Below are 17890 nucleotides of genomic sequence, written 5' to 3'. Positions count from 1 at the left end.
TCAGGCCCCGTTCTGGCGGCGCCTGCGCAGCGCGAGCGTGCCCGCGACCGACCCGGCACCGATCAGGACGACCCCGCCGAACAGGTACGGAACCGATGTGGAGGTCGAGCCGCCGCCCGTCTGGGGCGGGCCGGACGGGGTGGGGTTCGGAGCGGGACTCGTGGGCGCCGGGCTCGTCGGGGTGGGGCCGGGCGTCGCCTGCGTGATCAGGAGCGAGGTCGACGCGCTGACCGCGGTCCCGTCGCAGAGCAGGTTGACCGCGTACTTGCCCGCCTTGGCCTCGGCGGAGGTCTTCAGCGTGAGCTTCGCGGCTCCGGCGAAGGCGCCGCTCTGCGCGAAGGCGTCGGACTTGACGACGGCCTTGGCCGTCCCGCCGGCGCAGACCGCGGACACGGTCACCGGGGCGCCGCCCGCGGGAACCGAGGCGGGGGTGACGCCGACGGTCGCCGCGGGCGTCGTCGGAGGAGTGGGTTCGCTCGTCGTGGGCGTGGGGCTCGGCTCGAAGGGACCGAGCACCAGCGCCGCCGTGAGCGCGGGGGTGAGGGCGAGACCGAGGGGCAACATGATCCACCTCCTGCGCGCCGCTGACCGCGGGGCGCGTGTGCCGTCGGGGGCTTGCCTCCTCAGTGCAGGCCGCCCGCCCTGACGGCTTCAGGGACGAAGGTCGCGTCGTGGGGGGACCAACGGCCCGCCCCGGCCGGGCCCGCGCGACGGCGGATCCGGCGGGTCGCAGGCGCCGCGCCCTGAACCTTGAGCTCGGGGCGGGGACGACGCGGCGGCGAAGGTCCTCGCGGCGGCGGACCTTGGTCCCTGGCCCCGGCCCGGTAGGTCCGCAAAGGCTGGAAATCGGCCGTGCAAGTCGCCTGATCGCCGGAGGAGCCATGTCCGCACCGATCGTCGTGGGGACGGACGGGTCCGGTCCCGCCGGCCGGGCCGTCGACTGGGCGGCCGACGAGGCCGCGATGCGGCACCGGCCGCTCCACATCGTCCACGCGGCGGAGATCTGGCCGTACCAGGTCCGCCGCTTCGCCCCGCCGGACGCGGCCGAACGCCTCTCGCCCGCCGGGCACGCCGTGCTGCTGGAGGCCGAGCGGCGCGTCCGGGAGCGCCGGCCGGATCTGCGGGTGACGACCGCCCTGGTCGTCAACACGACGCCGGACGCGCTGCGCGACGAGGCGGAGAAGGCGTTCGAGCTGGTGCTCGGGCACCGCGGGCACGGCGGCTTCACCGGGCTCCTGCTCGGTTCGGTCAGCCTGCGCGTGGCGGGGCACACCGCCGTCCCCCTGGTGGTCGTCCGCGGGGAGGGCGACGCCCGCGGCGAGGTCGTGGTGGGGTACGACGTCGCCGAGGAGCCGGGGGACGCGCTGAAGTACGCCTTCGACGCGGCCGCCGCCCGCGGGGCGCGGCTTCGCGTCGTGCACGCGTGGCAGCTCTCGGTGAACATGGCCGAGGCCGGATACGCCATCGACGAGGAGCGGCTCAACGACGAGCGGCGGGCCCGGGTCATCGAGGCCTACGCCCCGCTGTACGAGAGGTATCCGCTGGTCGACGTGGTCAACGACGTCCTCGTCGGGCACCCGGTGTCCGAACTCTGCAGGGCGTCGCGGACGGCGGACCTGGTGGTCCTCGGCGCGCACGCCCACCGCTGGGGCATCTTCCGGGTCGGCTCGGTCGGCCACGGGGTGATCCATCACGCCGAGTGCCCGGTCGCCGTCGTCGGCCGGTTCACCTAGCCGAAGGGCCCGTGGGCCCGGTTCGATCCCGGGTCACGCTCCTTCGAGCGGACGGCCCCCGGCGGCCCGGTGCCCGGCGGCGAGCTCCTCGTGCAGCCCGTCCCTGACGTGCCGGAGCCGCGCGCTCAGCCGGACGGGACGGGTCTCGGGATCCCGGAGCCGCTTGACGCGGTCGGGCAGCGCGGCCATGTCGGCGGCGCACCGCTCGCGCACGCGTTCGAGCGGCTCGGCGTCCGCGAGGCGGCGCCCGCCCGCCATGACGGGGACGAGCAGGGGCTCCGTCCCGTCCGGGGCCGGCTCGTCCCGCAGCGCGACCAAGTCCCCGTCCGCGCCGCGGTGGACCTGCTTGGGGCACGGTGCGGTGATCTTGCCGGTGGACAGCTTCATCACCGGCCGGTCCTCGTAGGCGACGAGCTTGTAGGCGCTGTCCAGATACGGGGCGTCGGCGGACACGCCCATCTTCGTCCCCACGCCGTACACGTCGATCGGGGCGCCGGCGGCGGCGAGGTCGGCGATCCGGTACTCGTCCAGCCCGCCGCTGGCCACGATCCGCGCGCCCGCCATGCCGGCCTCGTCCAGCATCGAGCGGGCCCTGACCGCGAGGTCGCCGAGGTCGCCGGAGTCGAGCCGGATCCCCGCCAGGAGCGCCGGCCCGGCCCGGCGGGCCGTCCGGATCGCGGCGGCGACCCCGCTGACCGTGTCGTAGGTGTCGACCAGCAGCGTGGTGCGGTCGGGGAAGTCGGCGGCGAAGGCCGCGAACGCCTCCTCCTCGGCGGGGAAGGCCTCGACGTAGGAGTGGGCCATCGTGCCGGTCGCGGGGATGCCGTACCGCCGGGCCCCCTCGACGTTGCTGGTGCCGGCGAAACCGGCGAGGTAGGAGGCCCGCGCCACGGCCATCGCGGCGTCGACCCCCTGCGTCCGGCGGAAGGAGAAGTCGATGACCTGCGCACCGCCCGCCGCGCGCACGCAGCGGGCCGCCTTCGTGGCCACCGTGGACTGGAAGGTGATGTGGTTCAGCAGCACGGTCTCCACCAGCTGGGCCTCCGCGATCGGCGCGGTGACCTCCAGAAGGGGTTCGCCGGGGAAGACGACACGTCCCTCGGGCACCGCCCGGACCTCACCGGTGAACCGCAGGCGCTCGAACGCCCGGAGCGAGGCGTCGTCCAGCCCCTGCACATCGGCCAGGTAGTCGAGGTCCTCCTGGGAGAAGCCGTAGTCCTCGACGAACGACAGGCAGTCCTCCAGGCCCGCGGCGATCAGGAAGCCGCGGTCGGGCGGCAGCTTGCGGACGAAGAGGCTGAACGTGGCCTGGCCGGTCATGCCGCGGCGCAGGTAGCTCGCCGCCATCGTCACCTCGTACAGGTCGGTCAGCAGTCCGCCGCTCATACGATCAGTCCCTCGCCCGTGCAGTCCTCGCCGTGCCGGTCCGCGGCCCTCACGGGTTCGACCCTGCCCCGTCCGGCCCCGCCCGCCTTCCCCACGTCCGTCCCGCGCGGAGGGGCCGAAGGTCCCTTTCCGGGGTGCGCCGATCTCGGGATTCGGGACTTCCGCCCCTAGGGACGCCTCCGGCCGCCTTCCAACGATGGAGAGTGAACGGCCGAGCGGAGGAGGTTCGCCATGAAGGCCAAGGAATGGAGCGTCGAGCTCTACATCACCGAGGACGGCCCGGACACCGTCGCGCACGCGGTCCTGTCGAGCGACGGCCAGAAGAGGACGACCGGACGCGGGCACGCGCGTCGCAACCCGATCGACCGCGAGGTCCCGGAGATCGGCGACGAGCTCGCCGTCAGCCGGGCGCTGGCCGATCTCGCCGACCGGCTCCACGGCCTCGCCAGCAAGGACATCGCCCAGTTCGCAGGGCCCGCCTGAGCGTCGCGGAACCGCGCTCCTTCCGACGAGCTTCCGACGGGGTGAGCCGAATGGGCTGGGAGACCATCACCAAGGCCGGGCGCCCGGGCCCGCCGCCGAACCTGGACGACTACGACAAGGCCTACGACCGCTTCCGCTGGGACGACGCGCGGGCCGCCATGGACGGCCTCCCGGGCGGGCGGGGGCTGAACATCGCCCACGAGGCGGTCGACCGGCATGCCGAGGGGCCGCTCGCCGACCGGGTGGCCCTGCGCTGCCTGGACCGCCGCGGCCGGGTCACCGAACTCACCTACGCGCGGCTCCGGGACGAGACCTGCCGGTTCGCGGGCGTGCTGCGCGCGCTGGGGGTCCGCAAGGGGGACCGCGTGTTTACCCTGCTGGGCCGCGTCCCGGAGCTCTATGTGGCGGCGCTGGGGACGCTGAAGAACACGAGCGTCTTCTCGCCGCTGTTCCCCGCGTTCGGCCCGGAGCCGATCCGCGACCGGCTCCGGCTCGGCGACGGGAAGGTGCTGGTCACCAGCCCCGAGCTGTACAAGAGGAAGATCGCCCAGATCCGGGACGAGCTGCCGGGCCTGGAGCACGTCCTGATCGTCGGCGGCGGCGGCGACGCGCCGCCGGGGACCGTGTCCTACCAGGAGGTCATGGACGACGCCGCCCCCCTCTTCGAGATACCGCCGACCGACCCGCGGGACATGGCGCTGCTTCACTTCACCAGCGGCACCACGGGACGGCCCAAGGGCGCGGTGCACGTCCACGAGGCCGTCGTGGCGCATCACGCGACCGCGGCCTACGCGCTCGACCTGAGGCAGGGGGACGTGTTCTGGTGCACGGCCGATCCGGGCTGGGTCACGGGCACCTCCTACGGGATCATCGCCCCGCTCACCCACGGGGCGACGCTGCTGGTGGACGCCGCCGAGTTCGACGTCAAACGCTGGTACCGGATCCTGGAGGAGCAGCGGGTCTCGGTCTGGTACACCGCGCCCACCGCGCTGCGGATGCTCATGCGGTACGGGGCCGGGCCGGCGCGCGCCCGCGACCTGTCCGCCCTGCGGTTCGTCGCCAGCGTGGGGGAGCCGCTCAACCCCGAGGCCGTCGTGTGGGGCGTGACGGCGTTCGGGCTGCCCGTCCACGACAACTGGTGGCAGACCGAGACCGGCGCGATCATGATCAGCAACTACGCCTCCATGGACATCAGGCCCGGCTCGATGGGGCGTCCCATGCCCGGCGTCGAGGTCGGGCTGCTGGAGCGCGGCCCGGACGGGCGCGCACGGGTGTCGGAGGACGGGACGGTGACGGTGGCGCGCGGCCCGGAGGCCGAAGGCGAGCTCGCGCTGCGCCCCGGCTGGCCGTCGATGTTCCGCGCCTACCTGCACGACGACGCGCGCTACGCGGGGACGTTCGCGGCGGCTGGTACCTCACCGGGGACATCGCCCGCCGGGACGCGGACGGCTACTACTGGTTCGTCGCGCGCGCCGACGACGTGATCAAGTCGGCCGGGCACCTCATCGGGCCCTTCGAGGTCGAGAGCGCGCTCATGGAGCACGAGGCCGTCGCCGAGGCGGGGGCGATCGGCCGCCCGGACCCGGTCGCGGGAGAGGTCGTCAAGGCCTTCGTGACCCTGCGCCCCGGCTACGAGGCGGACGAGGAGACGCGCCGCGAACTGATCGCGTTCGGCCGCCGGAGGCTGGCGTCCCTGGCGCCCAAGGAGATCGCGTTCGACCAGCACCTCCCGCACACCCGCTCCGGCAAGGTGATGCGCCGGCTGCTGAAGGCGCGCGAGCTGGGGCTCCCCGAGGGCGACGTGTCGACACTGGAGCAGAGCCCATGACCAGGAAGAAGAGGACCGAGCCTGGCGGCGCCGGAGGCGGCGGCCGCACGGCGGACGCGGCGGCGCGCAAGGCGGCGGACGAGGAGCGCCGCGGCCTGCTGCACGAGATGCTGCGCATCAGGCGCTTCGAGGAGCGCTGCGTCGAGCTGTACAGCGCGGCCGAGATCCGCGGGTTCATGCACCTGTACATCGGCGAGGAGGCCGTCGCCGCCGGGGTGATGCCGGCCCTCGGGCCGGAGGACGCCGTCGTCACCACCTACCGCGAGCACGGCCACGCCCTCGCGCGCGGCATCCCGGCCGAGGCGGTCATGGCGGAGATGTTCGGCCGGACCACCGGCTGCAGCCGCGGCCGCGGCGGCTCGATGCACCTGTTCGACGCGGCGACCCGCTTCTACGGCGGCAACGCGATCGTGGCCGGCGGGCTGCCGCTCGCGGTCGGGCTGGCGCTCGCCGACCGGATGCGCGGCGCCGACCGCGTCACGGCGTGCTTCCTCGGGGACGGCGCCGCCGCCGAGGGCGAGTTCCACGAGTGCCTGAACCTGGCCGCGCTCTGGCGGCTGCCGGTGCTGTTCGTCTGCGAGAACAACCGGTACGCGATGGGGACCGCGCTCGCCCGCGAGCACGCGGAGACCGACCTCGCCCTGCGCGCCTCGTCCTACGGCCTCGTGTCGTGGGCCGTGGACGGAATGGACGTGCTCGCCGTCTCCGCGGCCGCGCGGCGGGCGGCCGAGTCCGTGCGCTGGGGCGGGGGGCCGCACTTCCTGGAGATGCGCACCTACCGGTACCGCGCCCACTCGATGTACGACCCCGACCGCTACCGAGGCAAGGCCGAGATCGAGGAGTGGAAGCGCCACGACCCGATCGACGCCCTCGCCGCGCGGATGCGCGCCGACGGCGAGCTCGGCGGCGACGACCTCACCGCGATGGACAGGGAGATCGCCGCCGAGATCGACGGCGCCGTGCGGGCGGCGCGGGAGGCGCCGCTGGAGCCGGTCGCCGACCTGACCCGGTTCGTCTACTCCGAGAAGGCGGTGCGGCGATGACGACCACCCAGGCGCCCCGGGACGCTCCCGCGGCCGCCGAGCCCGCCCGGACCACCTACCGCGAGGCCATGCGGGCGGCGCTGCGCGAGGCGCTCGCGGAGGACGAGCGCGTGTTCCTGATGGGCGAGGACGTCGGGCGCTACGGCGGCTGCTTCGCGGTCAGCCTCGGGTTGCTGGAGGAGTTCGGGCCCGAGCGGATCCGCGACACGCCCCTGTCGGAGTCGGCGTTCGTCGGCGCGGGCATCGGCGCGGCGCTCGCCGGGATGCGCCCCATCGTGGAGATCATGACGGTCAACTTCAGCCTGCTCGCGCTCGACCAGATCCTCAACAACGCGGCGACGCTGTCGCACATGTCGGGCGGGCAGTTCGGCGTCCCGCTGGTCATCCGGATGACCACCGGGGCGGGCCGGCAGTTGGCCGCGCAGCATTCGCACAGCCTCGAAGGCTGGTACACCCACATCCCCGGCCTGCGGATCGTCGCCCCCGCCACCCTGGAGGACGCCCGCGGCATGCTGTGGACCGCGCTGGAGGACCCCGACCCCGTCCTGGTCTTCGAGCACGGCTCGCTGTACGGCATGGCCGGCGAACTGGCGCCCGGCGCGGGCGCGGTGGACATCGACCGCGCGGCGGTGCGCCGGGCCGGGTCGGACGTCAGCCTGATCACCTACGGCGGGACCCTCGGCAAGACCCTGGAGGCCGCCGAGCGGCTCGCCTCCGAGGGCGTGGAGGCCGAGGTCGTCGACCTGCGGTCGCTGCGCCCGCTGGACGACGCCACGATCATGGACTCGGTCCGCCGCACCCACCGCGCCGTGGTCGTGGACGAGGCGTGGCGGTCGGGGAGCCTGTCCGCGGAGGTCAGCGCGCGCATCACCGAGCAGGCGTTCTACGACCTCGACGCGCCGGTCGCGCGGGTGTGCGGCGCCGAGATCCCCATCCCCTACCCGCGGCACCTGGAGGAGGCCGCGCTGCCGCAGCCGGACGACGTCGTCTCCGCCGCGCACCGGGTGGTGAGCGGCGATGCCTGACTTCACGATGCCCTCGCTCGGCGCCGACATGGAGCGCGGCACCCTCACCGAATGGCTGGTCGGCCCCGGGGACCGGGTGCGCAGGGGCGACACCGTCGCCGTCGTCGAGACCGACAAGGCCGACATCGAGGTCGAGTGCTTCGACGACGGCGTGGTCGACGCCCTCCTCGTCGAGCCCGGCGTGAGCGTCCCGGTCGGGACCCCGCTCGCCCGGCTGACCCCGGCCTCGGCGCCGCCGGGCGAGGTGCCCCCTCCCGCCCCTCCCGCCCCTCCCGCCCCTTCCGGGCCGTCCGGCGCCGCGGAGGCCGCGGCGCGCCCGGCACGGGAGCGGAGCGAGCCGTCCCGTGCCCCCGCGCACCGGCAGGCCGCGCACCGGCAGGCCGCGACCCCGCTGGTCCGGCGCCTGGCCGAGGAGCGCGGCATCGACCTGGCCTCGGTGCACGGCACGGGACACGACGGAAGGATCGTCCGCGCCGATCTGGAGAGGGCGACCCGCCCGGCGACCCGCCCGGCGACCCGCCCGGCGCGCCGCCCGAAGGCGTCCCCGCTGGCCCGCAGGATCGCCGGTGAACTCGGCGTCGACCTCGGCCGGGTGCGCGGGTCGGGCGCCCGCGGCGTCATCCGCGCCGACGACGTCCGCGCCGCGGCGCACGGCCCGCGTCCGGCCCCGGCACCGCGCCGGAGGGCGGCGGCCGGGCGGCCCGCCCCGGACAAGCAGGCCGCGATGCGGCGGGCGATCGGCGAGCTCATGGCCCGGAGCAAGCGCGAGATACCGCACTACTACCTCGGCACCACCATCGACATGGAGACCGCGACGACCTGGCTCAGGGCGCGCAACCGCGAACTCCCCGTGTCGGGGCGCGTCCTCCCGGCCGCGCTGCTGCTCAAGGCGGGCGCCCTGGCGGCGCGGGAGGTCCCCGAGCTCAACGGTCACTGGGTCGACGATGCGTTCGTCCCCGGAGACGGCGTCCACGTCGGCATCGTCACCGCGCTGCGCGGCGGCGGGCTGGTGACCCCGACCCTCCGCGGCGCGGACGGGCTGTCCCTGGACGACCTGATGGCCGCCCTGAAGGAGATGCTCGTCCGCGCCCGGACGGGCCGGCTGCGCGGCTCCGAGCTGGGCGACGCGACGATCACCGTCACCGACCTAGGCGACCGGGGCGTGGAGTCGGTGACCGGCGTGATCTTCCCGCCCCAGGTGGCCCTGCTCGGCTTCGGCAGGATCGTCCGGCGCCCGTGGGCCGTGGACGGGATGCTGGGCGTCCGCCCGGTGGTCACCGCCACGCTGGCCGCCGACCACCGGGCCACCGACGGCCACACGGGAGCGCGCCTCCTGGAGGCCGTGGACCGGCTGCTGCAGAGCCCGGAGGAGCTATGACACCGGCAGAAGCACGCGACCTGGCCGCCCGCTCGCTGGAGAAGGCGGCTCCCGACGTCGACGCCGCGACGGTGGACGGGGACGCGGACCTGCGCGAGGACCTCGGCCTCGACTCGCTGGACTTCCTCGGCTTCGTCGAAGGGCTGAGCGAAGGCTCGGGCCTGCGCATCGACGAGGACGACTACACGGAGCTGTCCACGCTGGACGACTGCGTCGCCTACCTCGTCCGCCGCACCTGACCGCGGAGCGGGGCCGGGACGAAGGTCGGCCCGAGGGCGGGCCGATGCGCCCTGGAACCCCGGGCGCCCGCATCGAATGCTGGTGTTGAGCGGTCACGAGCGAGGTGGGGGAGATGTACTCCGATCGGCGGGACGCGGGACGGCAGCTCGTCGCCGACCTGCGGAGGTACACGGGTGGGGACGTCCGGGTCCTGGGGCTCCACGGGAGCGGCGTCCCGGTGGCGGCCGAGGCGGCGGCGCTGCTCGGTTGCGCGCTGGACGTGCTGGTCGTGCGCGAGTTCGGCGTCCCGGGCCGTCCCGGGATCGTCGTGGGGGCGGTCGGCGAGGGCCGGGCGAGCGTCCTGGACGAGGACGCCGTCCGGCGGGCGGGGGCCGGCGAGGGCCTCGTCCGGGAACTGGAGGGAGACGCCCGGGCCGAGGCGCGGGCGCTCGGGCTCCGGCTGCGCGGGCGGCGCCCGCGGCTCGCACTGGCCGACCGCGACGTCATCGTCGTCGACGACGGCGACGCGTCCCGCATGGCCGTGGAGGCGGCGTGCCGCGAGGCCCGCGCGCAAGGCGCCGGGCGGGTCGTCTTCGCCGTGCCCGCGGCGGCGCCCGCGACCCTGGACCACCTGTGGGCCGTCGCGGACGAGGTGGTCTGCCCGCTCTCGCCGACCTTCTTCGTCACCGCGGGCGACTTCTATCTGGACTTCACACCGGTCTCCGAGGTCGAGACCGCCCGGCTGCTCGGACGAGCGGCCGAGCCCACGGCCTGAGCCCGCCCCGGCCGGCTCAGGCCGCCCAGGTCTCCAGCGCGAGCAGGTCGCGCATCGAGACCATCCCGACCAGGCGCCCGCGGTCGTCCACCGGCAGGTGGCGGATGTCCGCCTCCAGCATCCGGCGCGCGACCTCCGCCGCGTCCTCGTCCATGGCGGCGGTCTTGACCTGCGTCGAGGCGTAGCCCGCCGCCGTCTCGGAGGCCGGGTCGGGGGACGTGGCGAGGGCCGCGGTCAGGTCGCGCTCGGTGATGATCCCGGCGACCCGCTCGCCGTCGAGGACCGCCAGGGCGCCGACCTTCTTGTCGATCATCCGCTGCGCGATGTCGGCCAGGGGCTCCTCCGCCCGGCAGACGAAGACGGTCGGACGGTACACGTTGCTGACCAGCATGGTTCCTCCCGTTTGATCGGTCGCTCCGGCCGCCGGGGCCGGGATCCGGACGCGCGCCCGCGTTCAGCTCGTTCCGCCCCGCGTCGACGCGCCCGCGGTCTCGGCCGCCCTGCCGCGTCCGGCCCCCTGCGCGGGCACCACGGCCACCGGGCAGGGCGCCTCCTGCAGCGCGGTCTGGGTGACCGGGCCCAGGAGCGTCTGGGGCCCCGAGCCGATCCCGCGCGCGCCCATCACCAGCAGGGTCGCGCCCTCGGAGGCGCTGACCAGGGCCCGCCGCGGGGTGTCGACCACGAACTCGGTCTCGAGCGTCACCCTCGGGTAGCGGCTCCGCCAGGGGGCGACGTCCTCCTCGAACCGCGCCATCGCCTCGTGCCTGACCACCTGGGGGTCGCTGAAGGGGACGCGGTCCGGCCCGCGGAACGCGGCCGGATCCCACCAGCTGCACACCGCGGTGACGGACGCGCCGCGCAGCGCGGCCTCGTCGAAGGCGAAGCCGATGGCGGACTCGCCGCTCGTCGAGCCGTCCACGCCGACGACGACGCGCTCCCGGTCCGGCCGCGCGGGCGGCAGGTCCGGCCGCACGACGATGACCGGGCGGACGGCGTGCGACGCCACCTGGACGGCGGTGGAGCCCACCGAGAGGCCCTCGAACCCGCCGTGGCCCCGCGAGCCGAGCACGACCACGGCGGCGTCGCGGGACGCCTCCAGCAGCACGGCCGAGGCCCATCCCCGGTCCAGGCGCCAGCGGACGTCCAGGCCCTCGGCGAGGTTGTGGGCCTTGCGCACGCCCTCGTCCGCCACGATCGCCCCCGCGCCGCGGAGCACCTCCAGGGTGTCCTTGTCCGGCAGACGCAGCGGATAGGGCCAGTGCCACGCGTGGCAGACCGTGAGGGGCAGCCGGCGGAACCGAGCCTCCCGCACCCCCCAGCGGAGCGCCTCGTCGGCGGCGGGCGACCCGTCGTAGCCGACCAGGACGGTGTCCGTCCTCTCATGATCGTTCATGGCCGATCCCTCCCCCTGTCGGTGTGTCCAGCCTTCCCGGCGGGGAAAAGGCGCAGGTAGGGGCCGCTGTCCCGGGTTCGGGGGACCTTAGGCCCTGCCCTTCGGCCTCGCCTCCGGCGCGGCCCGCCGGGGCTCTCAAATGCGGACATAATTGACAAAGTGCCTGCAAATCCTCATGGAAGGCCGTGGATCGCGGCACGGGGCGGGTAGTTCCTCCAGGTGTATCGTTCGCTCCCGTGCAGAGGGGCTGAGTGATGACCTACCCGTCACCTGCGCCCGGGCGTGCGTACGGATCGGGTGACGTCGCCGGTCGCGCCCCGCCCGCCCCGGAGGCGGCGGAGGCTCTCGCCCGGCAGCTGAGCTCCGACGCGCAGCGCATCGCCCGCGATCTCGCCGACCAGATCACCCGCCGGCTGTTCGGCATCGGCCTGGAACTGAACGGCGCGCTGGCCCGCATCCAGGACCCGTGCGCCGGCCAGGGCGTCCAGGCGGCCCTGACCGCCCTGGACGACACCATCGCCGACCTGCGCCGCGCGGTCTTCGACCTGCGCACGGCCTCCCGGCCACCGGAGGCGCCGGACCGCTGAGGCGGCCGCCGCCGGGCCGGGGGCGGTCGGCTACGTTGGAGCCGTGCGCGCACGAGACCTCGCCGTCGACTACCCGACCGTCACGCCGGACAGCAGTGCGCTGGAGGCGGCCCGGCTGGTGGCCGAGCACCGGCTCGCGGGCCTGATCGTCGTCGATCCGGACCGCCGGCCCGTCGCGGTGATCCCGGGCTCGCGGCTCCTGCGGGCCATCATCCCGGCGCACGTCCGGGACGACCCCGCCCTCGCCCGGGTCTACGACGAGCGCCACGCCGACAGGCTGTGCGCCAGGCTCGGCGAGAGGAGCGTCGCCGACCTGCTCGCCGAGGAGCGCAGGGACCTGCCCGTCGTCGACGCCGACGCCACCGTCATGGAGATCGCCAGCGTCATGGCGGCCGACCGCAGCCCCGTCGTCGCGGTCAGCGGCGAGGCCGACCGCACCGACGCGCCCATGATCGGCGTCGTCACCGTCGCGCACCTCCTCGAACGGCTCCTTCCCGACCGCCCGCCGGCCTGAGACCGCGCCTCAGCGCAGGGCGAGCGGGGTCTCGGACCTCACGCGGGTCAGCTTCTCGGGGTTGCGGACGTAGTAGAGCCCGGTGATGCGGGCGTCCTCGACGCGGACCGCCAGGACGCCGTCGAGTTCGCCGTCCAGCCTGAGGACGAGGGCCGGGCCGCCGTTGACCACGGCCTCCTCGTAGGCGACCCGCCGCCGGTACCGGGCGGTGCCGCCGATGATGAACCGGGCGACCTTCGCGGCACCGCTGATCGGCCGCGGCGCGGCCTGCTTGACGCCGCCGCCGTCGCCCATGAGGACGACCTCGGGCGCGAGCACGTCGAGCAGGCCCTGCAGGTCGCCGGTCTCGACCGCGCGCTGGAACGACTCCAGGACCGCCCGGGTCTCGCCCGGCGAGACCGCCTCGCGCGGGCGGCGCGCGCCGACGTGCCCGCGGGCGCGGTGGGCGATCTGGCGGACGGCCGCGGGGCTCTTGCCGACCGCGGCCGCGATCTCGTCGTAGGCGACGGCGAACACCTCGCGCAGCACGAAGACGGCGCGCTCGGTCGGCGACAGCGTCTCCAGGACGAGCATCAGCGCCATCGACATGCTCTCGGCGAGCTCGACGTCCTCCGCCACGTCCGGCGAGGTGAGCAGCGGCTCGGGCAGCCAGGGGCCGACGTAGGCCTCCTTGCGGCGTGCCATCGTGCGCAGCCGGTTGAGCGCCTGCCGGGTCGTGACCCGGACCAGGTAGGCGCGCCGGTCGCGCACCTGCGCCAGGTCGACCTCGACCCAGCGCAGCCACGTCTCCTGGAGGACGTCCTCGGCGTCGGCGGCGGAGCCGAGCATCTCGTAGGCGACGGTGAAGAGCAGGTTGCGGTGGGCGACGAAGGCCTCGGTCGCCGGGTCGGCGGCGTGGTCGCTCATGGATTGCTCCTCCGGTCGCGGGCTCGTCCACTGGACACCGGAGGCCGCCCGTTCGTGACACGGGCGCGAGTGCGCTCCATCACAGCGGACGTCCGGGCCGTCCTCGCCGGCCGCCCTCAGTGGAGGCGGTGGTGGAGGGGGGCGGCCAGCTCGATGGTGCTCAGCATCAGGGCGACCGTGTAGTCGATCAGGTGGTCGCGGTCGACGTCCAGGTCTCCGCGGAACCAGGTGGTGAACAGCTCCCACAGGCCGGCCGTGAGTGTCAGGCCGGTCAGCTCCACGTCGATGTCGGGGAGGAGCACCTGGTCCAGCGTCTCGTGCGTCTGGGCGGCGAAGATCGCCGCCATGCTCCGGAGGATCTCGACGCGCCGCCGCTGGAGCAGGGGAGAGGAGGGGAAGGCGTGGGTCAGGATGTGGGCGCGGCGCGGGTCGGTGGTCAGGAAGTCGAAGACGGCGGTCACCACGGCGCGGGTGCGGGCCGCCGGGTGGCGGGGCGCCCGGCGGGCGGCGGAAAGTATCACGTGGGTGCCCTGGGCGACCTGGTCGTCGACGATCGCCAGGAGCAGGGCGTCCCGGTCCGGGAAGCTCTCGTAGAAGTAGCGGTCGTTGAGCCCCGCCTCGGCGCACACCTTCCGCACGGTCGTGGCGGCCCAGCCCCGGGTGCCCAGCAGCTCCAGCCCGGCCGCCATCAGCGCGGCGCGGCGGCGGGCGCGGCGCTGGTCGGCGGGCACGCCGCCGTAGGGGCGCGCGCGGGAGGTCTCGGACGTCACAGCCCCGATTGTGCCGCATCCCTTGACTTCGCCCCCAAATCTGGAGACGGTACACACCAGATATTTCTGGTGTGTCGCTTCACCAGAAATCTCGGTCGCGACGAGACAGGAGCGTGAGGTCGATGGCCACGGAGATCCCCCCGCAGCTGACCCTGGCGGACATCGACCTGAGTGATCTGCGCTTCTGGATCCGCCCGCTGGACGAGCGGGCGCGGGCGTTCGCGCTGCTGCGCGTCCAGCCTGCGCCGGTGTTCTTCACCCTGCCCAAGCTGCCGTTCCTCGGGCAGAGCCCGGGGTCCTGGGCCCTGGTCCGCCACGCCGACGTGACGGAGGCGAGCCGCCATCCGGAGGTGTTCAGCAGCGAACCGAGCGCCACCAGCCCCGCCGACATGCCCCGCTGGATGGACGGCTACTTCAACTCGATGATCGACATGGACGATCCGCGGCACGCCAAGATCCGCCGGATCGTGTCCCGGGCGTTCAGCCCCAAGATGCTCGCCAAGGCCGACGACGACATCGCCCGGCGGGCCGCCCGGATCGTGGACGAGCTGATCGAGGCGGGCGGCGGCGACTTCGTGGCCCGGGCGGCGGTGCGGCTGCCGGTCGAGGTCATCTGCGACATGCTCGGCATCCCCGCCCGCCACCACCGGCGGGTGGTGGAGCTGACCAACGTCATCGTCGGCTACAGCGACTCCGAGTACGTGGGCGCCGCCGTCGACTACAGCGGCGGCACCGCGAAGCTGGGCCGGCTCGCCACGCTCCGCATGCTGGGCACGGTCGCGTCGGCGGGGTGGCGGCTGCACAGGCTGGCGGCCCAGCTCGGGCGCGAGCGCAGGGCGGCGCCCACCGGCGACCTGACCTCGGCGCTGGTGAACGCCAACGTCGACGGCGAGCGGCTGTCCCCGCGGGAGTTCGCCACGTTCTTCCTGCTGCTGGTGGTGGCCGGGAACGAGACCACCCGCAACGCGATCGCGCACGGGCTGAAGCTGTTCACCGACCACCCCGACCAGCGCGAACTGCTGCTGGCCGACTTCGACGGGCGCATCGCCGGAGCGGTCGAGGAGATCGTGCGCTTCAGCAGCCCCGTCATCTTCATGCGGCGCAACCTCACCCGCGACCACGAGATGAACGGCCACACCTTCCGCAAGGGCGACAGGGTGACGCTGTTCTACTGGTCGGCCAACCGCGACGAGGCGGTCTTCTCCGACCCCGACCGCTTCGACATCACGCGCTCACCGAACCCGCACGTCGGGTTCGGCGGGCCCGGCCCGCACTTCTGCCTGGGGGCCAACCTGGCCCGGCGGGAGATCACCGTGATGTTCCGCGAGCTGTTCACCCGCCTGCCCGACATCGCCGCGGGGGAGCCCGACCGTCTCGAGTCCGGCTTCATCAACGGGTACAAGCGACTGCCCTGCACCTTCACCGCTCCGCGGTCCCAGGGCTGAGACGCGCGCTCGCGTCGCAGCCCCGGGATCGGCCGCTCACTGCCGGCGGGGCACCGATGTCCCGGTCACGGTGTCCTTGCCGTCCTGCCCGTCGTCACGCTCGGCGGCGGTGCCGCCGGGCCTGGGGGAGGGCACGCGCTCCTCGCGGCCCGTGCGGGCCGGACGGGCGAGGTGCCAGCGCAGGAGGGGTTCGACGCCGCGGGCGATCAGCGGCCCGGCGATCGCCAGCATCAGCACGTAGGCGGCGGCCAGCGGCCCGAGCCGGGGGTTGATGCCGGCGGACACGGCCAGCCCCGCGATGACGATGTTGAACTCGCCGCGCGGGACCAGCGCGGCGCCGGCGCGCAGGCGCCCGCGCGTGGCCACCCCCGCGCGGCGGGCGGCCAGCCAGCCCGAGGTGAGCTTGGTGGCGATCCCCGCCACGGCGAGGAGCGCGGCCACACCGAGCACGGGGGGCAGCTCGCCGGGGTCGGTGTGCAGGCCGAAGAACACGAAGAACACCGCGGCGAACAGGTCCTTCAGCGGGGCCAGCAGGTCGCGCGCGGTGTGGGCCAGCGGCCCCGACAGGGCGATGCCGACGAGGAAGGCGCCGACCGCCGCCGACACCTGCAACTGCTGGGCCAGGCCCGCCACCAGCAGGGTCAGCCCCAGCACCTTCAGCAGCAGCACCTCGTCGGTGGGGCTGGCCACGAACCGCTCCACCAGCCGGCCGTGCCGCAGCGCGATGAACAGGATCAGGGTGATGGTGGCGGCGGCGATCCCCAGCGTGGTGGCCCCGGCGACCAGGGACGCCCCGGCCAGCAGGGCGGTGAGGATCGGCAGGTAGGCGGCCATCGCCAGGTCCTCGAACACCAGGATCGACAGCACCGCGGGGGTCTCCCGGTTTCCCAGCCAACCGAGGTCCCCCATCACCTTGGCGGTGATGCCGGAGGAGGTCACGTAGGTGACGCCGCCGAGCGCCACCGCCGCCACCGGCCCCCAGCCCATCACCAGCGCGACCGCGACCCCGGGCGTGGCGTTGAGCACCAGGTCGGCCAGTCCCGCCGGGGCCGAGGTGCGCAGCGTCCCGACCAGTTCCCCGGCCGTGTACTCCAGCCCGAGGGTGAACAGGAGCAGGATCACCCCGACCTCGGCGCCGAGCGCCACGAACTCCTCACTGGCGCCCAGCGGCAGGATCCCGCCGGAGCCGAAGGCCAGGCCCGCCACCAGGTACAGCGGGATCGGGGAGATGGAGAAGCGGACCGCCACCGCGCCGAGCAGGCCCAGCGCCAGGACGATCGCGCCCAGTTCGATCAGTTGTGTCGCAGCGTGCATGGTCCCCTCTCACCCACCGTGCAGTATGGCTGCGACGGCGGCGGTGCCCTCGTCGGTGCCGACCACCACCACGACGTCCTCGGCGCGGAACTCGAAGTCCGGGCGCGGGCTGGCGATGACCTCGCCCTCGCGCACCACGGCCACGATCGAGGCGCCGGTGCGGGTGCGCGCCCGGGTGTCGCCCATCCGGCGGCCCACGTACGGGGAGGCGCCCGTCAGCAGGATCTGCTCGGTCACCAGCCCCTCCACCTGCCGGTTCAGCTCGGCCAGCCGCTCCACGACCCGCCCGGTGCCGAGCAGCTCGGCCAGGGCGTTGGCCTCCTCGGGCTCCATCGCCACCGACACGACGCAGGTGTCGGGGTCCTCCTTGTCGTAGATCACCAGATCGCGGCGGCCCGTGCGGTGCGACACCACCCCGATCTGGCGGCCCCGCCCGGTGGTGAACACATGCCGCAACCCGATGCCCGGCAGTGATGTCCGCTCGACGTCCATGGCCCTCTCCCGTGTACTCCGTGATCTCCGTGCCCGCTCCGGCCGACCTGATCGACGCCGATGAGGTATCGAACATGGTTCCAGAGCCGACCGGAACACGACATTAGGCGAATTCCGGTGTGGGCAGTGCAGCTCATGGATGTGGCGAGGCCCTCGCCCTCCCTCACCCGGAACCCTCCGCGGCCGGCGGCTGAGCCTGGATCGCGGGCGATCGGACGTCGTCGCGCTCGCGCGGGAGCCGGTGCCGTCGCAACGGACGGTTGGCGAGGCCGATGGAGACGACGGTGGCCGCCGCCGATGACGTGCTCGACCGAGGAGACCCGTCCCCGGTAGTGGTCGGGCGTCTCGATCTGGATCAGGGCGCCGAGGTCGGCGGGCAGCAGCCGGGCGGGGAAGGCGGCCGGGCGGGCGCCCCGAGCGCGCGCTGGGACCTGGAGGGGAGGCTCCTCCCTCTGCCGGGGGAGGCCGCATGGGCGGGTCGCCGACGAGGCTGTGCCCCGGACGTTCGTCGAGGCGTTGAGGGCGAGGCATCACATGAGGGAACCGTCGACCGGCCTCGCGCCTGTGCCGCTGACCGGATGGTGGCGGCGGTGGCCGTC

General features: G+C 74.4%; 20 protein-coding genes. 12 read left to right on the top strand and 8 right to left on the bottom strand.

What is annotated here, in order from left to right:
• On the bottom strand, window positions 1-564 hold the full coding sequence (locus FKD65_RS07400; RefSeq protein WP_141576765.1) for a hypothetical protein: 564 nt from the start codon (window positions 562-564) through the stop codon (window positions 1-3).
• Window positions 565-881: 317 nt separating this feature from the next.
• On the opposite strand from FKD65_RS07400, the gene FKD65_RS07395 reads away from it, so the two are divergent.
• The gene (locus FKD65_RS07395) at window positions 882-1733 is read left to right on the top strand and encodes a universal stress protein (protein WP_141576764.1); all 852 of its coding nucleotides are present in this window, start codon (window positions 882-884) and stop codon (window positions 1731-1733) included.
• Window positions 1734-1766: 33 nt separating this feature from the next.
• Here FKD65_RS07395 and FKD65_RS07390 read toward each other — a convergent pair whose 3' ends face one another.
• Window positions 1767-3119 carry a nicotinate phosphoribosyltransferase gene (locus FKD65_RS07390; protein WP_141576763.1) on the bottom strand — a complete coding sequence of 451 codons (1353 nt, stop codon included), beginning with the start codon at window positions 3117-3119 and terminating at the stop codon, window positions 1767-1769.
• A gap of 231 nt (window positions 3120-3350) precedes the next feature.
• On the opposite strand from FKD65_RS07390, the gene FKD65_RS07385 reads away from it, so the two are divergent.
• From FKD65_RS07385 to FKD65_RS07355, 8 genes are all read left to right on the top strand, one after another.
• Entirely contained in the window at window positions 3351-3602 is a 252-nt protein-coding gene (locus FKD65_RS07385) for a DUF1876 domain-containing protein (RefSeq protein ID WP_141576762.1), read from the top strand.
• A gap of 50 nt (window positions 3603-3652) precedes the next feature.
• A complete protein-coding gene (locus FKD65_RS45435; protein ID WP_240810011.1) occupies window positions 3653-5086 on the top strand; it encodes an AMP-binding protein in 1434 nt (477 codons plus the stop codon).
• Window positions 5083-5430 carry a hypothetical protein gene (locus FKD65_RS45430; protein ID WP_240810010.1) on the top strand — a complete coding sequence of 116 codons (348 nt, stop codon included), beginning with the start codon at window positions 5083-5085 and terminating at the stop codon, window positions 5428-5430. The genes FKD65_RS45435 and FKD65_RS45430 overlap by 4 nt, the downstream gene beginning before the upstream one ends.
• Entirely contained in the window at window positions 5427-6473 is a 1047-nt protein-coding gene (gene pdhA, locus FKD65_RS07375; RefSeq protein ID WP_205718585.1) for a pyruvate dehydrogenase (acetyl-transferring) E1 component subunit alpha, read from the top strand. The genes FKD65_RS45430 and pdhA overlap by 4 nt, the downstream gene beginning before the upstream one ends.
• Window positions 6470-7498 (top strand): alpha-ketoacid dehydrogenase subunit beta, encoded by a 1029-nt coding sequence (locus FKD65_RS07370; protein WP_141576761.1) that lies wholly within the window; start codon window positions 6470-6472, stop codon window positions 7496-7498. The genes pdhA and FKD65_RS07370 overlap by 4 nt, the downstream gene beginning before the upstream one ends.
• A complete protein-coding gene (locus FKD65_RS07365) occupies window positions 7491-8876 on the top strand; it encodes a dihydrolipoamide acetyltransferase family protein (RefSeq protein ID WP_141576760.1) in 1386 nt (461 codons plus the stop codon). Before FKD65_RS07370 ends, FKD65_RS07365 begins: the two co-directional genes overlap by 8 nt.
• A complete protein-coding gene (locus FKD65_RS07360; RefSeq protein ID WP_141576759.1) occupies window positions 8873-9115 on the top strand; it encodes an acyl carrier protein in 243 nt (80 codons plus the stop codon). Before FKD65_RS07365 ends, FKD65_RS07360 begins: the two co-directional genes overlap by 4 nt.
• Window positions 9116-9228: 113 nt before the next feature.
• Window positions 9229-9870 (top strand): phosphoribosyltransferase family protein, encoded by a 642-nt coding sequence (locus FKD65_RS07355; protein WP_141576758.1) that lies wholly within the window; start codon window positions 9229-9231, stop codon window positions 9868-9870.
• Window positions 9871-9886: 16 nt separating this feature from the next.
• Here FKD65_RS07355 and FKD65_RS07350 read toward each other — a convergent pair whose 3' ends face one another.
• Together FKD65_RS07350 and FKD65_RS07345 are read right to left on the bottom strand one after the other, a co-directional pair.
• Window positions 9887-10261 (bottom strand): cyclic nucleotide-binding/CBS domain-containing protein, encoded by a 375-nt coding sequence (locus tag FKD65_RS07350; protein WP_141576757.1) that lies wholly within the window; start codon window positions 10259-10261, stop codon window positions 9887-9889.
• 63 nt (window positions 10262-10324) lie between these two features.
• Entirely contained in the window at window positions 10325-11263 is a 939-nt protein-coding gene (locus FKD65_RS07345) for a universal stress protein (protein WP_141576756.1), read from the bottom strand.
• A 254-nt stretch (window positions 11264-11517) separates the two neighbouring features.
• Here FKD65_RS07345 and FKD65_RS07340 point away from each other — a divergent pair, with 254 nt between their 5' ends.
• On the top strand, window positions 11518-11850 hold the full coding sequence (locus tag FKD65_RS07340) for a histidine kinase (RefSeq protein WP_141576755.1): 333 nt from the start codon (window positions 11518-11520) through the stop codon (window positions 11848-11850).
• Window positions 11851-11893: 43 nt separating this feature from the next.
• Window positions 11894-12364: a CBS domain-containing protein gene (locus FKD65_RS07335; protein WP_141576754.1), complete on the top strand. Its 471-nt coding sequence runs from the start codon at window positions 11894-11896 to the stop codon at window positions 12362-12364.
• A 9-nt stretch (window positions 12365-12373) separates the two neighbouring features.
• On the opposite strand, the gene FKD65_RS07330 is transcribed toward FKD65_RS07335, so the two are convergent.
• Both FKD65_RS07330 and FKD65_RS07325 read right to left on the bottom strand, forming a co-directional pair.
• Window positions 12374-13270: an RNA polymerase sigma-70 factor gene (locus FKD65_RS07330; RefSeq protein ID WP_141576753.1), complete on the bottom strand. Its 897-nt coding sequence runs from the start codon at window positions 13268-13270 to the stop codon at window positions 12374-12376.
• Between the two features lie 116 nt (window positions 13271-13386).
• Window positions 13387-14040: a TetR/AcrR family transcriptional regulator gene (locus FKD65_RS07325; RefSeq protein ID WP_141576752.1), complete on the bottom strand. Its 654-nt coding sequence runs from the start codon at window positions 14038-14040 to the stop codon at window positions 13387-13389.
• A gap of 122 nt (window positions 14041-14162) precedes the next feature.
• Between FKD65_RS07325 and FKD65_RS07320 the strand changes: the two genes are divergently transcribed.
• Window positions 14163-15485, top strand: coding sequence for a cytochrome P450 (locus FKD65_RS07320; RefSeq protein WP_141576751.1), 1323 nt, complete (start codon window positions 14163-14165; stop codon window positions 15483-15485).
• A gap of 36 nt (window positions 15486-15521) precedes the next feature.
• Here FKD65_RS07320 and FKD65_RS07315 read toward each other — a convergent pair whose 3' ends face one another.
• Both FKD65_RS07315 and FKD65_RS07310 read right to left on the bottom strand, forming a co-directional pair.
• Window positions 15522-16799, bottom strand: coding sequence for a cation:proton antiporter (locus FKD65_RS07315; protein ID WP_141576750.1), 1278 nt, complete (start codon window positions 16797-16799; stop codon window positions 15522-15524).
• Between the two features lie 9 nt (window positions 16800-16808).
• A complete protein-coding gene (locus tag FKD65_RS07310) occupies window positions 16809-17291 on the bottom strand; it encodes a cation:proton antiporter regulatory subunit (protein WP_141576749.1) in 483 nt (160 codons plus the stop codon).
• Window positions 17292-17890: the final 599 nt, after the last annotated feature.

The organism is Actinomadura sp. WMMA1423 (assembly GCF_006547145.1).
In the GTDB taxonomy this organism is placed as follows: Bacteria; Actinomycetota; Actinomycetes; order Streptosporangiales; family Streptosporangiaceae; genus Spirillospora.
Note: the sequence above shows the minus strand (reverse complement) of the source record. Positions and strands in the feature narration are given on the sequence as shown.